Annotated in this window: 14 protein-coding genes and 2 pseudogenes; 11 read left to right on the plus strand and 5 right to left on the minus strand. The window is 65.0% G+C overall.

Annotated elements, in window-relative coordinates; all coding sequences use genetic code 11:
• The coding region (locus IG04_RS45995; protein ID WP_157513105.1) for an IS3 family transposase at positions 1 to 147 on the plus strand (147 nt) is incomplete at its 5' end.
• Between the two features lie 315 nt (positions 148 to 462).
• On the opposite strand, the gene IG04_RS44665 is transcribed toward IG04_RS45995, so the two are convergent.
• Complete coding sequence (locus IG04_RS44665; RefSeq protein ID WP_051771851.1) at positions 463 to 933, minus strand: hypothetical protein; 471 nt, start codon at positions 931 to 933, stop codon at positions 463 to 465.
• Between the two features lie 277 nt (positions 934 to 1,210).
• Between IG04_RS44665 and IG04_RS0139950 the strand changes: the two genes are divergently transcribed.
• On the plus strand, positions 1,211 to 1,411 hold the full coding sequence (locus tag IG04_RS0139950; protein WP_144065789.1) for a hypothetical protein: 201 nt from the start codon (positions 1,211 to 1,213) through the stop codon (positions 1,409 to 1,411).
• 1,122 nt (positions 1,412 to 2,533) lie between these two features.
• Here the strand turns inward: IG04_RS0139950 and IG04_RS47860 are convergent.
• From IG04_RS47860 to IG04_RS0139970, 3 genes are all read right to left on the minus strand, one after another.
• A complete protein-coding gene (locus IG04_RS47860) occupies positions 2,534 to 2,680 on the minus strand; it encodes a hypothetical protein (RefSeq protein ID WP_211257907.1) in 147 nt (48 codons plus the stop codon).
• A gap of 206 nt (positions 2,681 to 2,886) precedes the next feature.
• Entirely contained in the window at positions 2,887 to 3,198 is a 312-nt protein-coding gene (locus IG04_RS47865; RefSeq protein ID WP_211257908.1) for a hypothetical protein, read from the minus strand.
• Between the two features lie 196 nt (positions 3,199 to 3,394).
• The gene (locus tag IG04_RS0139970; RefSeq protein WP_144065790.1) at positions 3,395 to 3,859 is read right to left on the minus strand and encodes a hypothetical protein; all 465 of its coding nucleotides are present in this window, start codon (positions 3,857 to 3,859) and stop codon (positions 3,395 to 3,397) included.
• 939 nt (positions 3,860 to 4,798) lie between these two features.
• Between IG04_RS0139970 and IG04_RS0139975 the strand changes: the two genes are divergently transcribed.
• Genes IG04_RS0139975 through IG04_RS0139985 form a run of 3 tightly spaced genes read left to right on the plus strand, consistent with a single transcriptional unit; the run spans position 4,799 to position 16,758 of the window.
• The gene (locus tag IG04_RS0139975) at positions 4,799 to 9,688 is read left to right on the plus strand and encodes a LamG-like jellyroll fold domain-containing protein (protein ID WP_157513107.1); all 4,890 of its coding nucleotides are present in this window, start codon (positions 4,799 to 4,801) and stop codon (positions 9,686 to 9,688) included.
• Between the two features lie 35 nt (positions 9,689 to 9,723).
• A complete protein-coding gene (locus IG04_RS43410; RefSeq protein ID WP_051771854.1) occupies positions 9,724 to 16,383 on the plus strand; it encodes an RHS repeat-associated core domain-containing protein in 6,660 nt (2,219 codons plus the stop codon).
• 6 nt (positions 16,384 to 16,389) lie between these two features.
• A complete protein-coding gene (locus IG04_RS0139985; protein ID WP_030481965.1) occupies positions 16,390 to 16,758 on the plus strand; it encodes a hypothetical protein in 369 nt (122 codons plus the stop codon).
• Between the two features lie 811 nt (positions 16,759 to 17,569).
• On the opposite strand, the gene IG04_RS46995 is transcribed toward IG04_RS0139985, so the two are convergent.
• A complete protein-coding gene (locus IG04_RS46995) occupies positions 17,570 to 18,211 on the minus strand; it encodes an Arm DNA-binding domain-containing protein (protein WP_157513109.1) in 642 nt (213 codons plus the stop codon).
• A gap of 156 nt (positions 18,212 to 18,367) precedes the next feature.
• On the opposite strand from IG04_RS46995, the gene IG04_RS0139995 reads away from it, so the two are divergent.
• The 6 genes and pseudogenes from IG04_RS0139995 (at position 18,368) to IG04_RS0140020 (ending at position 23,200) form a co-directional block, all read left to right on the plus strand.
• The gene (locus IG04_RS0139995; RefSeq protein WP_030481967.1) at positions 18,368 to 18,640 is read left to right on the plus strand and encodes a hypothetical protein; all 273 of its coding nucleotides are present in this window, start codon (positions 18,368 to 18,370) and stop codon (positions 18,638 to 18,640) included.
• A 150-nt stretch (positions 18,641 to 18,790) separates the two neighbouring features.
• Positions 18,791 to 18,937: a hypothetical protein gene (locus tag IG04_RS47000; protein WP_157513112.1), complete on the plus strand. Its 147-nt coding sequence runs from the start codon at positions 18,791 to 18,793 to the stop codon at positions 18,935 to 18,937.
• 14 nt (positions 18,938 to 18,951) lie between these two features.
• Positions 18,952 to 19,757, plus strand: a pseudogene (locus tag IG04_RS43415) (IS256 family transposase); the annotation flags it as partial.
• 178 nt (positions 19,758 to 19,935) lie between these two features.
• Positions 19,936 to 20,046 (plus strand): annotated as a pseudogene (locus tag IG04_RS48480) (IS5/IS1182 family transposase); the annotation flags it as partial.
• Between the two features lie 97 nt (positions 20,047 to 20,143).
• A complete protein-coding gene (locus tag IG04_RS0140015; protein ID WP_084402254.1) occupies positions 20,144 to 21,550 on the plus strand; it encodes a PucR family transcriptional regulator in 1,407 nt (468 codons plus the stop codon).
• A gap of 201 nt (positions 21,551 to 21,751) precedes the next feature.
• Positions 21,752 to 23,200, plus strand: coding sequence for an MFS transporter (locus IG04_RS0140020; RefSeq protein ID WP_063758373.1), 1,449 nt, complete (start codon positions 21,752 to 21,754; stop codon positions 23,198 to 23,200).
• Positions 23,201 to 23,269 lie beyond the last annotated feature (69 nt).

Consider the following 23,269-nt stretch of genomic DNA (forward strand, 5'->3'; position numbering starts at 1 on the left):
TGGCCCACGAAGGCCAAGGCACACAAGGCAATCTTCGAATACATCGAGGGCTGGTACAACACCCGCCGCAGGCACTCCAGCCTCGCCTACCTCAGCCCCGCCACCTACGAAGCTAACCGACATCAGCCAGTCGATCAGGTAGCGTGATCACACCTCATCAACCCCTGTCCGTCAAAACGGGGCAACCCCACCCTTCCGATGGGGCAGGTCAAGATGTCACCTACTCGTGCAGCAGACCCGTTCTTGTGCCGCAGCACGAGAAGCTGCGTGTCCTTCTCCGCCTCACTGCGGAGCAGCGCCGACGCGGCGGACAGCAACTTCCAAGTCACCTTGTGCAACAGGGACACGATCATGATCACCCGAACATGCTCTCAGTTAGAAGAACTCCACTGCTCCCCAGCGGCGATGACCTTTTCGAGCGGCACGGGAGATGAAGAGGCGGTGTGGTGCTATGGGTTGTGATCAGTCTCGGTCGGTCGTCTCGGGATCACCTGCGCGCAGTCGGCGGAACGGCAGCAACGCGTTCTCGCTTGCGCCGTACTTCTCGCGGTAGTCGCGCATCATGCTGGCCCAGCGTGCTTGGTTGAGCTGAGAGATTCGCCGGGTTCTGTTCCAGCGCTCGTGGGTGGCGAACCTGTCGTGAGCAGCTTGCCGGCTGACGCCCAGGGCCTCGGCCACCTCGGCCCACGTGACGCCGTGGCTGCGTGCGAGTTCGATCTCCAGCGCTAGTAGTCGCTCTGCCGCGGCGGAGAGCTCGGCGACCCGGAAGATCCAGTCGGCGAAGTCCGACTCCGCCGTGAGCTTGGACCTCGTTCTGCGGCTGATGCTGCTGGCTGCAACACGATGCCTCGCCGCAAGGTCCGTAAAGGCCTTGCCGAGCACCGCAAGGGACTCCGCGTGCGCACGGAGAGTGTTTCGGTACTGCCTTCCCATTCGGCTGATCCTGCCATTGGCGTCAAGTTTTCCTTGACAAGTTTGTTGATCGAGAACGCCGCTCCAGGACGTGCGGCGAAGTCCGCTTTCGCAGGTTCTGAGCAGCGCAAACGCGATAATTGCTGCACGCGTGACCCGACGTTGCGGAACTGCCCTTGAAGCAGAGGGCTGGACGAGGTGCGGTTCGTTGCCGCCGGGACATCGCCAGGGCGAAGGTCGTTGGCGACGCCGAGTTGGCGGATCGAACGAAGGAGGACCTGGCATGGTGGGCTCGCCCGTGATCACGTGGCTGTTGGGAGGGTATGCGGTGTTCGTCGCCTCGATGGCCGGTACGGCGTGCTTCGTGGCGCTCTTCGGAGATGACAGGACTCGTCGGGACTCGGGGTTCAAGGTCCTCAAACTGGTGTGGATCTCCGTCGCTGGCGCCGGAGGTGTCATGATGCTCGCACTCAAACTCGGGGGACTTGGTCTCGTTTGAACCCAGAGAATCCATAAAGGACTCTTGCTTGAGTCCCTTGTGGATCGGCTAGGATTTCCTGGACCTTACGCACCGCACGGTAATCGGCTGGCGTTCACGGTGGCACGGACATGGCGATGAACTGTGCGCCTGTCTCGCCGTGCCGGACACCGGGCGGAAATCCACCACGTCGCCCGCGTGCAGGGTTCGGGGTGCGCCTCTGGCGGTCGGGAGAAGTGTGCACGACGTGGGGGATTCCCTCGCGCCGACAGTCCTGCCGGCGCGAGCAGCGGGACGAGGTCGTCACCGAGGAGCTGTAGGCCCCGATCGCGACGGTGCAGCCGTTCACCACCGAGTAGGAGGCGGTGGCCAAGGCGTTCCCTGGACGCTGGTCGCCAGCAGGTGGACTACGGGCCACAGTCGTGCGCGCATCGGCTCACCAAGGCGTTGGCCGCGGGCTGCGTCTGGCAACACCCACATGTACTTCTTCGCCCTGGAGATGCCACACGGTAGCTTCAAGTCCTCGGGCTACGGCAAGGACCGGTCTCCCTTCGCGGCGGACGAGTACCCCGCGTCCAGTTCGTGATGCACCACTTAAGCGGCCTCGCAACGGGGTGAGCTCCGGGTTCACCAGGTCGCGACCTCAACGACCCAGGACCTTGCGGATCTTCTCGCGAGTGCGCAGAGAAACCTGGCGGTCCTCGGCCAGGTCCCGCAGAGCCCGTTTCCGGTGCTCCTTGTCGATCTCCAGTGCCTTAATTCCCGCCGCGAGGAGACGTCCTCGTGGTCCTTATCGTCAACTACGTGGCGCAATGCCACGAGCGCCTGGTCATCGGGAAGCATGCAGGTCGCCCTGATGTGGGCCACAAGCCGCCATGCGGGCGAAGGAGTCGATCACTGGGGAACAACTGACGAACGGCAACCGCACTTGATTTACAGCAAGTGCGCCGAACTGCGCTCAACATGCCAGTTTATGCAGGTCAACGGCCTGTGAACCCTGATCTGGGGGTCAAGTGTGCTCAAGTGCGCTGAACTTCTTTCAAAGCTCGTCGTAGTCGTTGTTCGGCTGCGGCCACGTCGACTTTCGAACGGCTCGCCAGGAGCGAGGCAATACACACGCTCAGGTCACCTTTAGAGCTGTTCCTAACTCAATGAAGGGCTGTGGAGCCAGCACCAGCAGATGATGCCGCAGGCCAGGCTGAGGAAGGCTTCGTGGATGTCGTTGCGGATCTTCCAGTGGATGCGCAGGCGGCGGAGCCAGTTCAGCAGGGCGAAGATCTGCTCGATCACCTCAGCAGCAAACGCCCCAGGTCGAAACAGTGTTCGCTGCCGCGGCGGGTGTGATGCGCTTGCCACGCCCGCGGGTGCGGTACTTGTCGTGGTCGTAGCCGTGCGGCGACGTACAGCGTGTGGGGCCGACCTGGTCGGCGGCGTTCGTTGCGCGTCGGCGGGATTCGGTCGATCAGCGGCATCAGCTGGGTGACGTCGTTGTGGTTCTAGCCGGTGAGCGACGCGGCGAGCGGGATGCTGCGTCCTTCGGTGATCAGGCGCGTTCGAGCCTGTTCTGGTGCGGGGACCGGGCTCGCACGGTTTGGCCCGCCCTTAAGGGCGCGGACGTGCGAGCCGTTGGTCACCTCCCGTGGCCAGTCCAGCGCGTCTGCGGCGTTGAGTCCGGCGAGCAGGTTCTCGTGCAGCTGCTGCCAGATACCGGCCTGGTGCGAGTCTTGCAACCGCCGCTTCGCGGTCATGCTGGAGCCGAAACCGAGTTCCTGGGACAGGAACTCCTGCGGGATTCCGGTGAAGAGCACGAAATAGGATGCCGCGCAACACCGTGCGATCGTTCAGCTGCTTATATCCCAGATGCTCGGCACGACGCGTGAACTCGGGGAGCAGCGGGTTCGATCCGCGCTCACAACTTGTCGGACACGATCCTGGGAAGCTGCTCACCCCTTCTGCGCGCCAAAGTAAACGTATGGAAGATCAACAGTATGCCAAGATCATTCTTTAGGAGTTTTTGGTTTTGTTGGAGCTTCTCAGATCCTCGATGATCTGCTGCACGGCTTCCTTGATCTCGTCGTTCGCTGGCACCTCGTACACGTACACCCGCACATTCCAGCGCCCGGCAACGGCGTGCACTGATAGTCCCACGTCTCCGGGCTGCCCGGCTTCACACGACTTGGTCTCGGAGTCCAGCACCCCGCTGGTGCAGAGCATCGGCGTGAGCCGCTCCGACTCCTCTTGACTCGCGTAAGCGCCGAGCCCCAGGCTGAGAATCTTCTTCCCGGTCGAGACGAAGACTTGGCAGCTGTCAGCCTCCTCGGAGTTCACTTGCGAGACCTCGAAGCCCTTCGTGATGACCGCCAGCGGTTCGGGTTTCAGCAGGCCGGGGCAGCCCGACTCGACCTTGTCGGCCAGGCCGGCCGGTACGTCGGTGCCGCACGCGGTCACGAGCGCGAGTGCTGCCAGCACACCTGCGAACCTGAGTCTCACTTGTTCCCCCACTTCCGGCGCCTCATTGTGCGGCGCGGCGTGACATGGTCGCACGCCATGCCGGGCGGGCCTGTCTCTGGCAGGACGGCGGTCATTCGACGCGTCACCCTCAGCCGTGGCAGCGCGGGGAGGTCCGCCCGCGCTGCAGCCTTAAGACGCCGATACTGGACTCCCGTCGCGAGCGCGACTAGCACTTCTGGGGGCTTGAGCTCGAGCCGACCCCGCTGGACCGGGTGTGCGTGCCAACCACTCAAATCAGCCAGCTTTGAGTACTCGCGTAGGTGGACGCATAGCTGCTGGACTCAACATCGAAGCCTCTGGTGTGAAGCGCGCGGCCTCTCTCGCCTATTGGCAACTGTTGGTTCGTGCACGACACAGTTCAGGCTCGAACTGGGATCGCAGAGTGATGCGATCAGCACGGGTCGAGTGAGCCTGCTGAACTATCACGGATTTGAGACCAGCTTCGGTTTCCAGGCAGCGCTGGTCGGCGTGGAGCGTGTTGCGAGCAGTACTCGGCTCGTACTCCGCTGGGGACAGGTAGTCCCGACGCGAGTGCAGGCGGGCGGGCGTTGTACCAGTCTGCTCATGCTATGAGAGCGAACTCGACCTCGGCGAAGTTCTTGACGGACCGTGCCGGTGGAGGGCACGTGCACTGTCGTGGTCTTCTACCTCGGGTAGCGCCCTGTGCTCGCTCTCACCCGTTCGGCCTCATTGTCATTTGCTATCTGAGCAGGCAGACTGCCGTTCGGCTGGGTGGGGTTCGCGTGTTGTCGGGGGACATGCGCGGATAGCGGGGGGCTTTACTTGACACGCGTCGGGGTGGCGCAGGGCTTTGTCCTGCGCGTGTTCTTGTCGTTCGCGGTTGTGGTTGCGGTGTTGGTGGTGCCCGCGCGGGGTAGTGCGGCTGAGCCTGAGTGCGTGGACGTCCAGCCGACGGAGCCGGCGGCTGTGGAGATGGCGTCGCGTTGTGGTCGCCGTGTGGAGATTCTCGCGTCGCGGTCGGAGTCGGAGCAGACGTTCGCGAAGCCTGGTGGTGGGTACACGACTGAGCAGTCGGTGGAGCCGCGGTGGGCGCGTAAGGACGACGGTTCGTGGGCGCGGGTCGACACCGAGTTGCGTCTGACGGGCGCGGTGGTGAGACCTGTGGCGGCTGTGCTGCCTGTGGAGTTCTCGGCTGGGGGGACGGGGCCGGCGGCGTTGTTGCGTGATGGTGATCGTGAGTTGTCGATCACGTGGCCGCTCGGGCCGTTGCCGAAGCCGGTGCTGTCTGGTTCGTCGGCGACCTACGCCGAAGTGTTGCCCGGAGTGGACTTGAAGCTCACTGCTTCGCCGAAGGGTTTTTCGGAGACCTTGGTGGTGAAGAACAGGGAGGCCGCGGACAACGAGAACCTGGCGAAGGTCACGTTCGGGTTCGCGGCGAGCGGTGTCACCACGCATGCGGCTGGTGGTGGGCTGGAGGCGAAGGACGCGTCGGGTCGCGTCGTGTTCGCTTCGCCGACGCCGATGATGTGGGACTCGAGCGGCCAGGGAGTACCTGGGGTCTCGGCGAAGGCGGTGTTCGACGAGCCGCGCCGGACGGCGGCGATGCCGGTCAGTGTGGCGAATGGTGAGATCTCGGTTGTTCCGGACGCCGCGATGCTCAAGCACACGGCTACCCGGTACCCGGTGATGATCGATCCTTCGTGGACCGGTCATGTGCGGGGCAATGAGTGGACGCTGGTGTCCAGCAAGGAGCCGGGCGACGCGTTCTGGCAGGGGCGCAACAACCGGGGCGAGGACTACCTGTTCAACTCCGGCGTCATTGGCTCCGCTGGGACAGGTCTGACCTGTGACAGCGTCTCGCAGACCGGTACGTGCCTGAGCCCTACGTACAACGTCCGCTCGTACTTCCGCATGGATCTCAGTGCCGTCAAGGGCAAGGACATCACCGGCGCGTCGTTCCGCATCGAGCAGAAGTGGTCGTTCACCTGCAGCCCCAACTCCGACGCGACGGTGCGCGTGACGAACTGGTTCGACGGCACCACCACCTGGAACAATCAGCCGGGCTGGTTGTGGGGTGATCCGTGGGCCTCGACGAAGCCCGCCAACCGCAAGCACGGCGCGGAGCACGGCTGCGCGGGGCCAGGAGACGTCGAGTTCCCTCTCACCGGCGCGGTGGCCCACGGCGCGAGCCAGAACTGGGACTGGGTCAATGTCGTGCTGCACGTCGATGAGGGCACCGTCAAGTCCTGGAAGCGCTTCAACCCTGGGTCCGCGGTGCTGGCCATCGACTACAACTCCATCCCGAACACGCCGGACCCGGTCACCGTGGACGGCAAGGCGTGCGCGACCGGCGCCGACCGTCCTGCCGTGCCGACCGCGACGCCGACGATTCGCGGCCGGGTGAGTGACCCCGACGGCTCGGACACGATGAAAGCCCGCTTTGAGTGGCGGCGCATCCGCCCGAACGGCACGCACGGCCCGATCACGAGCCTCGAAAGTACGCCGTGGGGGAACGGCACGACCGCCGAGCAGACGATTCCCAAGTCGGACAGCACTTTGACCACGGGTGTGGTCGAGGGGACGGACACTCTGGTCGGCACCGGTGACTGGGACAACGACGGCAAGCCGGACCTGATCTACCGCGACCTCGACGGCTACCTCTACATGATGCCGACCGTCGAGACGCCCGCCGGCTGGCGATCCGGCGACCGCGTACAGATCGGTCTCGGCTGGGGCGGCTACACGATCGCGGGCCTCGCCGACTGGGACAAGGACGGCAAGACCGACATCGTCGCCCGCGAGGACGCCACCGGCAGACTCCTGCTGTACCCCGGCGAGGGCAAGCGCGGCCCGTCGGCCATCCCGCCCGTGTCGATCGGCGATGGCTGGGGTGGCTACACCTTCGCGGGTGTCGCCGACTACGACCGCGACGGCAAGCAGGACGTGATCGCCAGGGATTCCGGGAACGTCCTCTGGCTGTACCCCGGTGACGGCAACCGCGCGCAGCCCACCGCGGAACGGGTGTCGCTGGGCGCCGGCTGGAACGGCTTCACCTACTACGGCGTCGTCGACCGCACCGGCGACGGTGCGCCCGACATCATCGCCGAGGTGTCCGACAACCTGTGGCTGTACAAGGGTCTCGGCGCGCGGACGCCTCAGGCCGGTGACTACGTGCGCTGGCAAATCGGTACAGGCTGGCAGGGTGCCTCGGCAAGGACGATCGCGGACTACAACGGCGATGGCGCACCCGACGTCGTCGCCAAGGTGAGGTGGTCGGACAGCTGGTACCTCTACCCCGGTGTCATCGGCACTACCCTCGGCGGTGACCCGTGGGTCATCGCGGCCCGCGGCATCACCACCGGCAACTACGCCTACCGCATGACGGCATCTGATGGCCGGTTGTGGGGACCCGCATCGGGCTGGTGCGAGTTTACCGTCGACACCACCGCTCCCGACGCGCCGTCGTTCAGCTCCTCGGTCTACAAGACGTCTGGGTGCCCGGCCGAGGGCTGCGGCTCACTCGGCGTCGCAGACACCTTCACCTTCTCCAGCGCCTCGGCCGACGTCGTGAAATACCGCTGGGGCTTCCACGACCAGCCCGCGACAGAAATCGCCGCTGGCACTACAGCACGCTGGACGCCTCCGTCGGCAGGCCCGAAGATCTTGGTCGTCGATGCCATCGACAAGGCAGGCAACTCGACCCGCAGGAAGTTCCAGTTCACGGTCGCGGGCCCTAAACCGCACAAGGCGGAGTGGTTCGCTGGCGACGACCCGTCCCTCGACGGTACCGGGAACGGCCATGACCTGACGCTGACCGGGCTCGATCCTTCTCGTGTGGGCCGCACGGTGGGTGGGCAGATGTCCGTCGGGTTCAACGGCACCACTGCAGCCGGTGCTACGACCGCCAAGGTCCTCGACACGAGCAAGGGCTTCTCCGTTTCGGCTTGGGTCCGCCTGAGTAATGACACGGCGAGCCGCACAGTGGTGAGCCAGCAGGGTTCCGCGACCTCGGCGTTCCGGCTCGGCTACGACTCGGGGGCCCGAAAGTGGACCTTTTCCCTGGCGGAGAACGACACGACGAGCGCCGCGCAAAAGACAGCTGTCTCCGACGCCCCGGCTGTGCAGGGCGTGTGGACGCACCTGACCGGCACCTACGACGACCTCAGCCGGGAGGTCCGCTTGTACGTCAATGGGGCTTTGCAACGCCAGATTGCGCTGCTGGGTTCGGCTGCGGGTTTCAACGCCGGTGGTCAGGTGTGGATCGGTAAGGCACTGCGCAACTCCGTGGCAGTGGAGCCGTGGCAGGGAGAGTTGGCCAAGGTACGTGCGTGGACTCGCACGATCACTCCGCAAGAGTCGCTGGAACTGGGTGACGCCAAGCTGAACGGCAGTGATGTGGGCTGGTGGCAGTTCAACGACGGAAGCGGTGACACCGCGGTCGACTCCTCGCCGTACGGCCGTGACCTGACGCTGAACCTCGCGGGCGGAGCTAAGTGGGGACCGGCCGGTCCGAGTGACCCAGACGGCGCCAGCCTGGAGCTCAACGGCGCCAGCAGCTTCGCGAGCACCAACGACGCCGTGTTGAACACCGACCAGTCGTTCTCGGTCGACGTGTGGGCCAGAGTCAACGGAACTGGAACACCCCGCACGGTTCTCGTGCAACACGGTCCATCCACTGTGGATCCTTTCGCGCTGAAGTACGACGGTGCGCAGTGGAGCGCCGAAATGCCGAACTCACCGACGAACCCGACGACCTGGTGGAGGGCCAAGGCCGACGCCAGCGCCGGCACGTGGACTCACCTCGTGGTCGTTTACGACGCCAGCGCTCGGACGCTCAAGCTCAGCGCCGGCGTCCAGGGCGCTCCGGTCGCGCTGAAGAGCACCGTTGCCGGGGTGGTCGGCTGGAACTCGACGGGTGTGTTGTCGGTCGGCCGCGGCAGTGCGGGCGAGTACTTCAACGGCAACATCGACGATCTGCGGGTGTGGCAGGGCGCGCTCGCCGCCGCGCCTCTCGAATCGACGACTCGGAAGGGCTCGTCGATCTCCGGCGACCGCAACGACGAGATCATCTCGGTGCAGAGCGACGGGTTCGTCAACGCGCATCTCAACGTCAACGGTGAGTACCCGAGCAGCGCACAGCACATCGGCTCGGGCTGGTCAAAGGACCGCACCTGGTTCGCTGACATCGACGGCGATGGCAAGTCCGAGATCATCGGTGTCGAGTCGGACGGCCGGATCAAGGCGTTCAAGAACGTCAACGGCATGAACGGATTCCCTTACGTCGACCAGTACTTCATCGGCACGGCGCCCGGTGACACGAAGCGGATCAAGTTCGCCGACATCGACGGCGACGGCAGGGACGACCGAATCTCGCTCGACGACGACGGCCGGGTGCGCGTGTACCGCAACCTGTTCGGCATGAACGAGGTCGGCCAGTCCACGGCGTTCTCGACCACACCGGTGATCGTGAAGGTCACAGGCGCCGCGCCGGAAGCCATCCGGTTCGCCGACATCGACGGTGACGGCCGAGCCGAGTTCATCACGGTGAACCCGGACGAACGCACGACCGTGTGGGCGCACCGCAACCTCGGCGGCCTCGGTTACGGCACCTACGACACGCCGCAGGAAATCGGTTCCGGCTGGACACCTGACCGGACGTTCTTCGCCGACATCACCGGCGACGGCAAGGCGGAGATCATCGCGGTCCGACCGGACAGCTCCGTCTGGTCGTACACCAACCACAACGGCCTGACCTCCTTCCCCTACGCCGACCCCAACAGGGTCGGCCTGGGCTGGACCGATCCGTCCCGCGTCTTCTTCAGCTAGTCCGCGGTCTTCCACCTCACCTCTGGAGTTGTGTCATGCCCACAGCCCTGCCCAGACGTGGCCTGGCCGTCGCACTGGTGGCGTCGCTGGTGACCACGGTTCTCTCCGCCACACCCCCGATCGCGGTCGCCGCGCCCTACGCACCGCCGGTACCGGCGAAAGAGCGGGTGATCAAGGGAAAGCCGGCTGGCGCCTCGAAGAACGAGGACGCTCGCACGGGCAAGGCCTTTACCGCCGGCGCACCGGTGTGGCCCATGCCTGTGGTCGCCGAGATTCCTCTCGGAGGGTCGGCGTCAAAGGTCATCGGAACCCCGCTGGCCGTGGCGGCCGCAGATGGCGCTACCACGGCACGTGCCGCGAAGCCCAAGGTCAGGATCGAGACGTTCGACCGCGAGAAGACCCGCAAGGCAGGTGTGGAAGGGCTGCTGTTCAAGGTTTCCGGCGGCTCGGCGAAGGTCGAGGTCGACTACTCCTCGTTCCGGTGGGCCTACGGCGCCGACTGGTCCTCTCGCCTGCGCCTGGTCGAGTTGCCGGAGTGTGCGTTGAGCACGCCGGATAAGCCGGAGTGCGCGGCGAAGCCCGTCGGGTCGCGCAACGACATCGCCAAGAACAAGGTGACGGCGACGCAGGCGAGCCCCGCCACGGCGACGTTCATGGCGCTGACCGCGGGCACCTCCAGCGGTTCGGGCAGCTACAAGGCAACGAGCCTGTCGCCGTCGGCGACGTGGGCCGCGGGCAGCAACACCGGTGGTTTCAGCTGGAACTACCCGCTGCGGATGCCGCCGTCGCTGGGGGGCCCGACGCCGTCGCTGACGCTGGCCTACTCGTCGGCGAGTGTGGACGGCCGTATGGCTGCGTCGAACAACCAGCCGTCGTGGATCGGTGAGGGTTTCGACCTCGGTACGAACTTCATCGAGCGCAAGTACATCGGTTGTGCGAGTGACATGGCCGATGGTGCGCGCAACACCACCGAGACCGGTGACATGTGCTGGCGCAACGAGAACGCCACGCTCTCGATGACAGGGCACGGCGGTGAGCTGATCAAAGAAGCCGGGGAGTCGAACCGGTGGCGTCTGCGCAACGACGACGGCACCCGTGTGGAGTTCCGGACCGGCGCGGACAACGGTGCGCGCAACGGTGAGCACTGGGTCGTGACGACCCAGGACGGGACGCAGTACTGGTTCGGCCGTGGGGCACAGTCGGTGCTCAACGTGCCGGTGGCGGGTAACCACGAGGGTGACCCGTGTGCGGCGGCGTTGTTCAAGGACTCGTTCTGCTCGCAGCCGTGGCGGTGGAACCTCGAGTACGTCGTGGACACCCACGACAACACCATGACCTACAGCTATGACAAGGAAACCAACAAGTACGGGCGCAACAACTCCAGGACCGATGTCGTTGAGTACGACCGCGCGTCGGTGCTCAAGCAGATCGACTACGGCACCCGCGCCGACCGCACCGAGACCGCGCCGATGCAGGTGGTCCTCGAACCCGCCGACCGCTGCCTGGCCGACTGCGGTACGAAGGACGCCGCGCACTGGCCGGACACGCCGTGGGACCAGGAGTGCACCGGCAGCCCGTGCAACTACAGCTCCCCGACGTTCTGGGGGACGAAGCGACTAGCCGCGGTGACCACGAAGGTGGGCGGGAACGCGGTCGAGAAGTGGACGTTGACGCACTCGTTCCCCGATCCTGGTGACGGTACGCGCGCCGGCCTGTGGCTGGACAAGATCTCGCGCGTGGGCCTGGTTGGTCAGCAGACTCCGGTGCCGGACGTGCGTTTTCTGGGCATTCAGCTGAGCAACCGCGTCGACACGCATTCCGACCAGCTGGCGGCGATGAAGTGGTGGCGCCTGAAGACGATCTTCACCGAGAGCGGTGGGCAGATCGACGTCACGTACTCCGAGCCCGACTGCGTTGCGGGCACGCGCATGCCGGCTCTGTACGCGTTGCAGGACAACAAACTGCGCTGCTATCCGGTGCGCTGGACACCGCCTGGTGACACGACGCCGATCTGGGACTTCTTCCACAAGTACGTCGTGGAGAGCATGACCGAGTCGGACCTGACCGGCGGATCAGTGCGCGTGCTCACACAGTACGACTATGTCGGCGACCCGGCTTGGCACTACACCGACGACGACGGTTTTGTGAAGACGGAGGACAAGACGTGGTCGGTGTGGCGTGGCTACGGCACGGTCAGAACACGCCTGGGCGATCCCGGTGAGCAGACGCTGACCGAGCGGCGTTACTTCCGCGGCATGCACGGCGACAAGCTGCTGTCGGGCACACGGGAAGAGAAACTTCCGGCCATCACCGTAGGCGCCGTTGAGGCGGTTTACGACGAAGACGCCTTCGCCGGGATGCTGCGTGAGGAGATCATCTACAACGGGCCCGGCGGCGTCGAGGTGTCAGCGACCGTCAACGGGCCATGGCAGTCCGAGCCGACGGCGACCCGCACGATCAACAATGTCACTGTCCACGCTCGCTTTGTCCAGTCCGCGATCAAGCACACCCGCGTCGCGCTGGACGGCGGCCGGAACCCCCGGACCACCAGCCAGATCACCAGCTTCGATCAGACCTACGGCCTGGCAACGCAGACCGAGGACCGCGGCGACGACGCGGTGGCCGGTGACGAGAAGTGCGTCCTGATCGACTACGCGCAGAACACGTCGGCCTGGGTGATCGGCAAGGTGTCGCGCAAACGCGACTACCTCGTCGACTGCGCGAAGGCCAAGCCCGGCACCGATCTGCAGGACGCCGACATCGCCGGAGACCTCAAGACCTACTACGACGGCCAGGGACACGGCGTCGCGCCGACCAAGGGCGATCTCACCAGCTCCAAGACCCTCAAGTCCTACGTCAACGCCACCCCGGCCTACCTGACGGAGTCGTCGACCGAACGCGACGTCTACGGCAGGGTCACGAAGCTGACAGACCCCAAGGGAACCGTGACCACGGCCTACACGCCCGCCCTGGGCGGGCCGGTCACGCAGGTCGTCACGACCAACGCGCTGGGCTGGGCCACCACGACCGCCGTGGAACCCGGGTGGGGCTCACCGGTGTCCACAACAGACCCCAACGACCAGAAGGCGTTCATCGAGTACGACGGCCTCGGCCGCACGACGGCGGTCTGGAAGCCCGGGCAGGAGAAGGCAGGTCGGCCCGCGTACAAGAAGTTCACCTACCTGCAGCGCACCGACCAACCCTCGGTCGTCACGTCGAGCGTGATGATCAACGGCCAGTACGTCGCGTCGCGTGAGTTCTACGACGGCTTGCTCAGGCCGCGTCAGACGCAGCAACCGAACGCATCGGGCGGCACCTCGAGCACCGTCGTCACGGACACCCACCACGACTCGGCGGGTCGCGCCAAAAGGGCGAACAACGCCTACGAAGCGAGCGTTGCTCCGAGCGACTCGCTGTTCGTGCCGACCGACACCATTCCGTCCGCGACCACAGCGCAGTACGACGGCGCCGGCCGCGAAATCATCAGTGTGCTGAAGAAGAACGTGCCCGTCGCCAGCCCCGGCGGTGACGAGTTGTTCCGCACGACCACCTATCACGCGGGTGACCGCATAGACACCACGCCGCCCGCGGGTGGTGTCGTGACGTCGACGCTGCTCGACTCCCAGGGCCGCAAGTCGGAGTTGCGCCAGTACCACTCGGGCGTGGTCGCGGGCGCCGCGACGGGATTCGACGCGACCAAGTACACCTACGACCGCAAGGGCCAGCTGACCGAGGTCACCCACCCGTCGGGCAAGAAGTGGCAGTACTCCTACGACACCCGCGGCCGCCAGACCGTGACGGTCGATCCGGACAAGGGCAGGACCGAGTCGACCTACGACGACGCCGACCAGCTGGTGTCCACAAAGGATGAGCGCGGTCAGGTGCTCGCGCACACCTACGACGCGTTGGGCCGCAAGACGAGCATCCGTGACGACTCGCCCACCGGTCCGGCGCGTCTGGAGTGGTTCTACGACCTGCTCTCCAGTGGCATCTCGATCAAGGGCGCACAGGTGAAGTCGGTGCGTCACGACGCACTCGGCGACTACGTCACCGAGCACAAGCGCATGCGGCCATGGGACTTCCAGCCCACGTCGACCGACATCACGATCCCGGCGGAGGAAACCGGCCTGGGCGGCACCTACAACTACGTCTACACCTACAACGGCGACGCACAACTCCTGAGTACCCGCATCCCGGCGGTAGGCGATCTCAAGGTCGAGACGCTGCAGTACGAGTACGACGCGCTGGGCAAGCCCAAGAAGCAGTTGTCCGGCTACGGGATCACGCCGCTGACCGGTCTGGTCACCTCGACCACCTACACGCCCCTCGGTGAGCTGGCGACCTACCAGCTGCGCAACGGTGACAGCGCCGGCGCCAACTGGGTCAGCGTCCTGCGCGACTACGACGACTACACCCGGCGCCTCTCCCGAATCTGGACCACGAAGCTGACCGGGCCGACCGATGTCGCCGACGTGTCGTACAGCTATGACTGGGCGGGCAACGTCACCAGGGTCTCGGACTCGGTCAGCGCGGACACGCAGTGCTTCCAGACCGACTATCTGCGCCGATTGACAGAGGCGTGGACCCCGACCTCGGGCGACTGCAAGCCCGACCCGACCCAGCTCGGACTGGGCGGACCGTCGAAGTACTGGCAGTCCTACACCTACGACGTCGCCGGCGACCGCACGAAACTGGTGGAGCATGGCACCAGCGCGGGTGACCGCACCACCGACTACAAGCTGACGCCCGGCCGGCACAGCGTCGCCAAGACGGTGACGACGGACAACGCGGGCAGCCGTCAGGCGACCTACACCTACGACGATGCAGGCAACACCCTCACCCGCCCCTCACCGGGCGGCGCCACCCAGACGATGACGTGGGACCGCGAAGGCCACGTCGCCACCACGACCGACGAGACGGGCCAGTCGTCGTACGTCTACGACGCGAACGGCAACCGCCTGGTCCGCCGAGACCCGGCAGGCCGCACCCTGTACCTGCCGGGCCAGGAACTGCGCTACGCCACCCCGGCCGCCACGAAGAGCGCCACCCGCTACTACGCGCACGCGGGCCAGACCATCGGGATGCGCACGTCGACCGGCCTCACGTGGATGAGCTCCGACCAACACGGCACCGCGCAGAACACGATCACCGCCTTGAACCAGACAGTGAGCACCCGCCGCACCACACCGTTCGGCGAGATCCGAGGCAACACCGGAACCTGGCCGGCAAAGCTGGACAAGGGCTTCGTGGGCGGCACGCTCGACAACACGGGCCTGACGCACATCGGCGCCCGTGAGTACGACCCGAAGCTGGGCCGGTTCATTTCGGTCGACCCGATCATGGACCTCGCGGACCCGCGCCAGTGGAACGCCTACGTCTACGCCAACAACAGCCCGATCACATTCAGCGACCCGACCGGCCTCTACTGCGACTCGTGCGACTACTACAACTGGAAGGAAACCAACTACGAGAAGTCACCCGCGTCCATCGGGTGTGGCTACTCGCCCAACGGCCTGTGCGGACCGGAGGGAAGCGGCGTTTCCCAACAAGATTTCCAGCAGGAGTGGCAGCAGCAGTACGAGTGGGCGTCCGGCACCGGTGACGGCTCGAACCAGCCGATCATCTACGGGCACCGCCTGCCCACCGCCGAGGAGATGAAGCAAGGACCGATCTTCGGCGCGCCGGTGATGATGGCGCCAGGCGAGACTTACGCAACAGCGGTCAAGAACTGGGCCACATACCTCTGCCGCAGCAGCAACCCCGGCGCCGGGTTCTGCGAATGGTCTTACACCGTGGGCAACAGACCCGCGAACGGCTTGGACGCCGTATTCGTCGTCATCGGCGCGGTCGGACTCGCCGCCAGCGCCGTGGGCGGATCCGCGGCGACGGGAGCAGCATCGTCGGCGAAGAGCACAGGCTCGCTGGGAAACGCCATCAAGGCAGCGGAAGGTTGTAACAGCTTCACCGGCGACACACAGGTACTGATGGCCGATGGTACGACCAAACGCATCGACGAGATCAAGCTCGAAGATCTGGTATTCGCCACGGATCCGGAGACGGGCAGGTCAGGAGCACGGAAAGTCATGGCGACGATCATCGGTGAGGGAGTCAAGTTCCTCGTCGAGATCGTGACCGATGACGGCGCGATCACCGCGACGGACGGCCATCCGTTCTGGCTTCCGGAAGAACAGCGCTGGGTGGACGCCAAGGACCTGCGAGAAGGATCAGTTCTGCAGACCTCGACTGGAGGACGGCTGCGGGTCGTCGCGACCAAGAACTGGATCGGCGTCAAGCGAGTCCACAACCTGACCATCGAGGGCATCCACACCTATTTCGTTGGGTTGGACTCGCAGAATGTTCTAGTGCACAACACCGGTCCGTGCGCGGATCTGGGGTCTGCCTGGAAGGCAGCGCCAGCGTCGAGTATTCCATGCAGCACGGGATGCGAGAAAATCGCTGCGGGGATTCAGGCTAAGATCGGTGGGGAGATCAAGACGATCAAGGCGATCCAGGTCGTTCAAGGAAGGGAGTTCCAGCTCGGTCCTTATCGCGGGCAGGACAGCGGCTGGTTCTCGCATACCGTGGTCGTTCGAGAGGGTAGGGTCTATGACGGGTTCAGTCCACGAACGGGAGTGCCGGTGGACGACTACAAGAAACTCTTCGACTACCACGATATGATTGAATTCGGATTCTGAGGGATCATGGACTACCTAGAGATCTTCAAGATGGCTCGTGACCGTCCCAGAATGCTTGGGCTGGATGGTTCTTTCGTGGCCGCCGCCGCATTTGTGAACGGCTGCGATGCCGGGAATTCCTGGCGGCTTCTCGACGGGTTCCGCGAGTGGTTGGCCACTGGTCTGGGAGACGGCGCAAACCTGAGCTGGCAGGCGCTGGTGGTAAGGCACTCCCTGTCAGGAGGATCGCCGAATTCGCCTGCGGAACTGGTCGGGGAAGGGGAGAACTCAGTCGCAGTCGCCAGGCTGTTCGAACTGCTTGAAGAATTCTGGGAGGTGAGGCAGAAGAGGAGCCTGGCTGGGATCTTCGCGCAGTATACGAAGGTCTTTGGCTGAATTTTCGAATGGAAGGCGGGCCTCGCGGTGGAGGGTTGCACGCGCTGGACATGCACCACCCTCGGTGGAGCAGGCAATGCCACGGAGGCAGTGGCAGATGTGATCGGTACCAGGAGCTGGCCAGTGCGACGAGCACGATCCGGCGGCCCGGCCACGGGCTTGCATGCAGCTCCATGACGCTTGAGTCGGCCGCCGCCCATGCTCAGGTAGCGCGTCGAGTCAGGTCAAGTGAGTTAATCACGTGTTGCTCAAAGAGGATTGGCCGTGCGTGGCTGTCTATACAGGATAGTTCAAGGTCGCTGTCGGGACGGCCCATAGCAGCATCTAGCTGGAGCGACCGGTCGCTGGGTGGGATTACATGCGGTTATCGGACACGACGTGGAGAATCTCTCACATAGCGGTCAGGCGTCTGACCGCCATGTGCGGTCCTGTCGCATTTGGCCCATAGGCAACTCGAATCACGTTCGTCCGCGACCGCTCGCGAATCGCGAGGCCATCTTCCTGGTGAGTGCGCGGCAGGACTTTGGTGAGGGCCACGATCGCTTTGCGCTGGACGCGGGAATTGACAGGACCTTACTGCAGCGGCCTTCGCCGTCATGTCGTTCTCGGGCAAAGAGTAGATCTTGGGCTGTGATACAACGAACGCCAACGCACTTGATTGGCAGTTAAGTGCGCCCAACTGCGGTCAGTGGACCTGTTTGTGCAGGTCAGCGGTTGGTGAACCCGTGTCTGGGGGTCAAGGGGTCGCAGGTTCAAATCCTGTCGTCCCGACGGTCTGAATCAGCCCGCTGATTCTGGGTGGAAGCCCAGGTCAGCGGGCTTTTTCGTGCGCGTTAAACGATCTTCGCTTGATCATCAATTTCATGATCAACAGGCGGATGAAGGAGTGAATAAGGAGCCGCTGGCTCCCCGCCAGTCCATCCGCCGCGGCACCTTCAGCTCCGTCACGGTGCTGATCAAGCAGATCCGCGACTACATCGCCCACTGGAACACCAACCCGCGACCGTTCAAGTGGACCGCCACCGCCGACGAGATCCTTGCCAAGGTCCGCCTGACCCAGCAGAACGTCCGGAAGCTCGTGGACAACAACGGCAAGTAAACACAGCAGCATCACGGACCAGTAGTTCGCCATCGTGGTCGGCTTGAGTGTCGACGCCTTGCCGCGCAACCAACTCATGAGGTAGTCGGCGACCGTCTGCCGGTCGTCTACGACGATGCCGCTGCGTTCGTACTCCAGCACCTTCCACAGCGCGGTCTGAGCGTCCGCCTTGGTCACGAAGCCGCTGCGACGGCGCGTCCGTCGCTTGCCGTCAAGCGTTGGTAGATCGACTGCGAAGGTCCAGGTTCCGTGCTTGCGGTAGGCCAGTTGCGGGCAGCGGGCACCGAGTTGTCGGCCGTCAGCGCCGCGGCAGGCACAACGGCGGTAAACGCGACCACGGTTCGGGTTCTTCATGACGAGTTCCTCCGGTCTTCCTGCCCGTCTGCTCCTGTGAGCAGCGCAGGACCGGAGCATGAGCCGGGTGCGACCACAGCGCGACCACGCAACGCGGTCGCGTTCCGCCGAAACCTGGAGATGGCGGGGCAGACGGTCAGTTCTGACGATAAGGCGTTGAGCGTGACGGCGGCGCCGAACGGTGCCCTGCTCGATCTCAGGATCGCGCAGAACCCGGAGCTCGCCGCGAGGCTCGTGGAGTTGGTGCGGCAGGCGAGGGAAGGTGCCGCGGCCAACGTGCTCGGCGAGTTCCGGAACGCGATCGGCGGACAGACAGGACACCTTGACACTGAGGTGTCGGTGCCTGCGTTCGGTACTCCTGAACCGCGGAAACCGAAGCCGGTCGAGGACGAGGACTTCAGTGATAACTCGATCTACCGGCGACCGTAGCGGTTACATGGCGAGCGGCGCGGTACCACCGCGAACCGCACAACGGTCACCTTCGGGACCAGAACCGATTGGGGTTGACGCCGGCGTGTCACGGGAGCAGGAGAGAGTGGAGTGGGCGCGGCAAGGCGTGCGGTCGTTGTAGAGGACCAAATGTCGTTCCAGTACGTCGTCTACTCCTCGGACAACCCTCCGGCAAAGGGTGAAGTGGGAGCGTCCAAGGCGATCGGCCAGGGCGACATCGGCGTCTCGTTGAAGGTCGGGTTGGAGAAGTACGGGCCGAGACCGACGACGAAGTGAGCGAACGATAACCACGCCAGACCATCTCCACGATCACCGACAAGGTCGTCGAGGGCATGGTCGAATGGCAGAACCGGCCCCTCGACGCGGTGTACCCGGTGATCTTCATCGACGCTATCCACGTCAAGATCCGCGACGGTCAGGTCGCCAACCGGTCGATCTACGTCGCGCTCGCGGTCACCTGCGAGGGCCGCCGCGACATCCTCGGGTTGTGGGCCGGCGACGGCGGCGAAGGCGCCGAATACTGGCTGCACGTACTCACCGAGCTCAAGAACCGGGGCGTGGCCGACGTGCTCATGGTGGCTGCGACGGGCTGACCGGCCTGCCCGACGCGATCACCACCGTCCGGCCGAAGACGATCACCCAGGCATGCGTGGTCCACTTGCCGCGCAACAGCTTCCGTTACGCGGGCCGCCAGCACTGGGACGCCATCGCCAAGGCGCTCAAGCCGGTCTACACCGCGCCGACCGAGGCCGCCGCAAAGGAGCGGTTCGCCGAGTTCGCCGAGGCCTGGGGCGCCCGGTATCCGGCGATCGTGCGGTTGTGGGACAACGCCTGGGCAGAGTTCGTGCCGTTCCTGGCGTTCGACCCGGAGATCCGCCGGGTCATCTGCTCGACCAACGCGATCGAGAGCGTCAACGCCCGCATCCGCCGCGCCGTCAAAGCCCGCGGGCACTTCCCCAACGAGCAGGCCGCGCTCAAATGCGTCTACATGGCCATCATGAGCCTGGACCCGACCGGCACCGGCCGCAAACGCTGGACCATCCGCTGGAAACCGGCTCTGAACGCGTTCGAGATCGCCTACCACGACCTCGGCCCCGACTACTTCGACCACAAGCCCCGTTCACTCCAGCACCAGGCACACCGCGCCCGCCGGCTCATCGCCGAGCTGATCGAACAGGGCTACGACGTCTCTCAGCTGATCCCTGAACACGCCGCCTGACCACACGCAGCAACAAAAGGCGCGCTGGTCAATTTAGGGAACAGACCCCGCCCTGGCGCACATGAAGTCCTGGAACATCCTGCGCAACTGTCGCCGCAAACGCGACGGCGTCTGGCACGCCACCCGAGGCATCGCCCACATGCGCAACCTGGCCATGACCGGCTGAACGACCACGGCCGCAGGTGACACCGTTGTCACCGCGCTTGCCCCGCCAACACTCTTGATCATTACGGGACAACCTTTAGCCGGCGATTCAGGCGCGGATGGTCTTCCAGCGCCTGGATCGCCGCAGCGCGCGTGCTGTGAATGATCCGACAGCACGAGTTCACTCGCCGACCAGCGATCGCCTGGCCCGATCCGATGTTGCGATCGACGCTGCGGAGACGGACGATCCCCTGATGACTGATCCGCTACTACCTCCGGTGAGCGAGGTTGCGCGCGAGCCGGAAGCCCCTTGGTCCCAGCTTCGCGACGACGTGGTGGACGGTGAGGGCGGTGAGGATCTGTTCGATGTTGTCGACTCGATCGCGCGCCTGATCGACGGACCTGTGGTGGTCGAGGACGTCGACTTCCGCGTGCTCGCTTACTCCGCGATCGCAGGCCAGCCCAACGACGAGGCGAGGCGATCCGCAATTCTCAACCGTCGGACTCCTGATCGCTGGCTGCGCTGGATGGAAGAGTCAGGCGTCCGGCACCAGCTTGCACACGGGGACGGCGTGATCCGGCTGAACATCCCGTGGAGCTCGCCCCTTCCGCGCTATATCCAGCCCATCCGAACCGCCGGCCAGTTGGTCGGTTACCTCTGGTTCATGAAGGGCTCCGGTGAGTTCGCGGAGGGCTTCGAGCGCATCGCTCGCGAATTCGCGAGCCTCCTCGCGCCGGAGCTCGCACGGCGCAGCTGGGCCCTGAACGAGAACCCCGGCGGCAGGCTCCTCCGTCAGTTCCTCGCAGGCGGCATGCCCGCTGCACGGCTAGCGGAGGTGCTCAAAGTCGACCACGAAACGGTCGGTACCGCGGTGGTCGTGTTCGAGGTCGAGGCGGAAGCTCCCGACGTGGTGGGGGTCAGGGCACGGGCGGTACGCGAACTGGCACGCTTCGCGCAAATGAGGTTGCATGCCGGCCTTGCCGGCTCAGTCGACCAGCAGATCTATCTCTTGAACGCGGCTGACAGTCTCGATGACCGCGGACTGGCTGTTCTCGTCGAGAAAACCGCGACGCACCTCGAGCGCGTGTTGCGTGTGGACGTGCGTGCCGCGGCCGGCGCAGTGCGACACGGACTTACGACTGCCGCGATGTCACGAGAGGAAGCAGACGTGGCAATGCGCGTTCTGGCGTCCCGCTCGGGCGGGCGCCGACTCGGCTGCTTCAGCGACATGCGCCACGAGATCCTCCTCCACGAAGTCGTGAGCGGACTGCGGGCTCGCCCGTTGCTCACGCGTGGCCTGTTGGACCGACTTAACGACCACGATCGTGTGCACAGCACGGATTACGAAGAGACACTGAGTGTCTACCTGAACTCGTTCGGTGACGTTTCCGCGGCTGCGGACAGATTGCACATCCACGCCAACTCACTGCGCTACCGCCTGAAGCGGCTGGCTGAGATCGCCGAGCTGGACCTCGAAGATCCACAAACCCGCCTGGCACTGCAGCTGGTCCTCGCCGCCCGTTGATCCGGCGCGTTCGTGCGATCGCAAGAAGCGCTTGCCCAGATCTCTCCTTTTCGGACGCAGACGCCGCAGGTGTGGCTTCGGACACTGTGCTCAGCCCGTGGTTCCGGCAGCGCCGTCGACAAGGAGTCACCATGAAAGACCCGATCACGCCAAGCGCTTCCCCCTCCGGCGTCCGCGCCGGGTTCTGACGCGGAGGCCATCATGCTCACAAGCGCCTCAGGTGCCTCGTTCATCCAGATCGACGAGCGACCGCTCAACCGGAGACAAAAAGGTCTCATCACGGCGGCGGTATTGGGCACCATGCTCGAGTTCTTCGACTTCTTCATCGTCGCATTCGTCTTGACAATGATCTCCGAGCCATGGCAGCTGACCTACGGAGAGAGCGCATTCATGCTTCTCACCGCAGGAGTCGGCGCCATCCTCGGTTCCATCGCGTTCGGCGCTCTCGCTGACCGATACGGCCGCAGGCGCATCTTCGTCACCACCATCCTGGTCTTCTCCATCGCGACCGGAGCGCTCGCCATCGTCCCTGAGGGAGGATGGCTGCTGTTCGGGCTCCTCCGGCTCGTGGTCGGCTTTGGCGTCGGTGGCCTGATCGTGGTCGACGTGCCCTTGGTGCAGGAGTTCGTGCCGGCCCATCGGCGGGGCTTCCTCGGTGCGCTCGTCGTCGTGTTCGTGCCCGTGGGAACGCTGCTCGGCAGCGCAGGAGCGGCGTTCCTCGGCCCCGTCGTGGGTTGGCGGGGCCTGGTACTCCTGGGTCTGCTGCCGGCGCTGGTCAGCATCTACGTACGAGTGGCCGTGCCGGAGTCCCCGACGTGGCTCATCCGCCAAGGGCGGCCAGAGGAGGCACGGCGGTCGGTTGCCTGGATCCTCGACATCAAGCCGGAAGAGGTGATCCTTCCGGGCAAAGTCGAATCCACGCGCACTCGATGGCGCGACATGTTCCGCTACCGGCGGAGTGTCGGTTTCACCTGGCTGAACAGCCTTGCCGTGCAACTTCCCTACTACGGGGCGAGCCTGTGGGGGCCGACGCTGATCGCCATGCAACTCGGAGTGACGCCGGCTCGTGCAGCGTTTCTCTACCTCTTCGTCAGTCTCAGCGGTTTCCTCGGCCGTGTGCTCGGCGCGCGCGCAAGCGACCGGTTCGGCCGCAGGCGCACGGGTTTCATCGCGATGACGGGCGCGTCGGCAGCGATGATCCTGATCGCCGTGCTGCCTGGCGCGTCGGTCGGCGGAGTGGCGCTGTTCTACCCGATTCTGCTGATCGGGTGGGCCTTCATGGATGCTTCGTTCGCGGTTGGACTGCCGTTCTGGTCCGAGATGTTCCCCGCCCATATCCGGGCGAGCGGTGTCGGCGCGGCGTACGGGTTCGGAGGGCTCGGCAAGATTGTCGGGCCAGCAGCCCTCGCTGTCATCTCCGGCGCCGGCACGGCCCTCACCCCTGCCGCCACGGCAGCCGCGATCACGCCGGCTTTCTGGTTCTTCGCGGTGTTCACCCTGATCGCCGCTGGGACCTACGTCTGGCCCGCGCTGGAGACCAAGGGAAAGAGCCTCGACGAGATCGAGGAGTTGCACACTCGTCAACTGCGAGGACGGAACTTGGCCGTTCGCAACAAGACCGAGCCGTTGGCTGTGTCGGACCGACAGTGACGGAGCCGGCCGGTCGAGCCGAAAATCCACATGTCGAACAAGACCGACGACAGATTCGAAAGGAGTGGA

It is taken from the genome of Lentzea albidocapillata, assembly GCF_000719115.1.
GTDB lineage: Bacteria > Actinomycetota > Actinomycetes > Mycobacteriales > Pseudonocardiaceae > Lentzea > Lentzea albidocapillata.

Excerpts from the sequence above, each read along its gene's own strand:
- IG04_RS43410 (WP_051771854.1), top strand. The coding sequence starts at position 9,724 with ATGCCCACAGCCCTGCCCAGACGTGGCCTGGCCGTCGCACTGGTGGCG.
- IG04_RS44665 (WP_051771851.1), bottom strand. The coding sequence starts at position 933 with ATGGGAAGGCAGTACCGAAACACTCTCCGTGCGCACGCGGAGTCCCTT.
- IG04_RS47000 (WP_157513112.1), top strand. The coding sequence starts at position 18,791 with ATGTCGTTCCAGTACGTCGTCTACTCCTCGGACAACCCTCCGGCAAAG.
- IG04_RS0140020 (WP_063758373.1), top strand. The coding sequence starts at position 21,752 with ATGCTCACAAGCGCCTCAGGTGCCTCGTTCATCCAGATCGACGAGCGA.
- IG04_RS0139985 (WP_030481965.1), top strand. The coding sequence starts at position 16,390 with ATGGACTACCTAGAGATCTTCAAGATGGCTCGTGACCGTCCCAGAATG.
- IG04_RS0140015 (WP_084402254.1), top strand. The coding sequence starts at position 20,144 with ATGGTCTTCCAGCGCCTGGATCGCCGCAGCGCGCGTGCTGTGAATGAT.
- IG04_RS46995 (WP_157513109.1), bottom strand. The coding sequence starts at position 18,211 with ATGAAGAACCCGAACCGTGGTCGCGTTTACCGCCGTTGTGCCTGCCGC.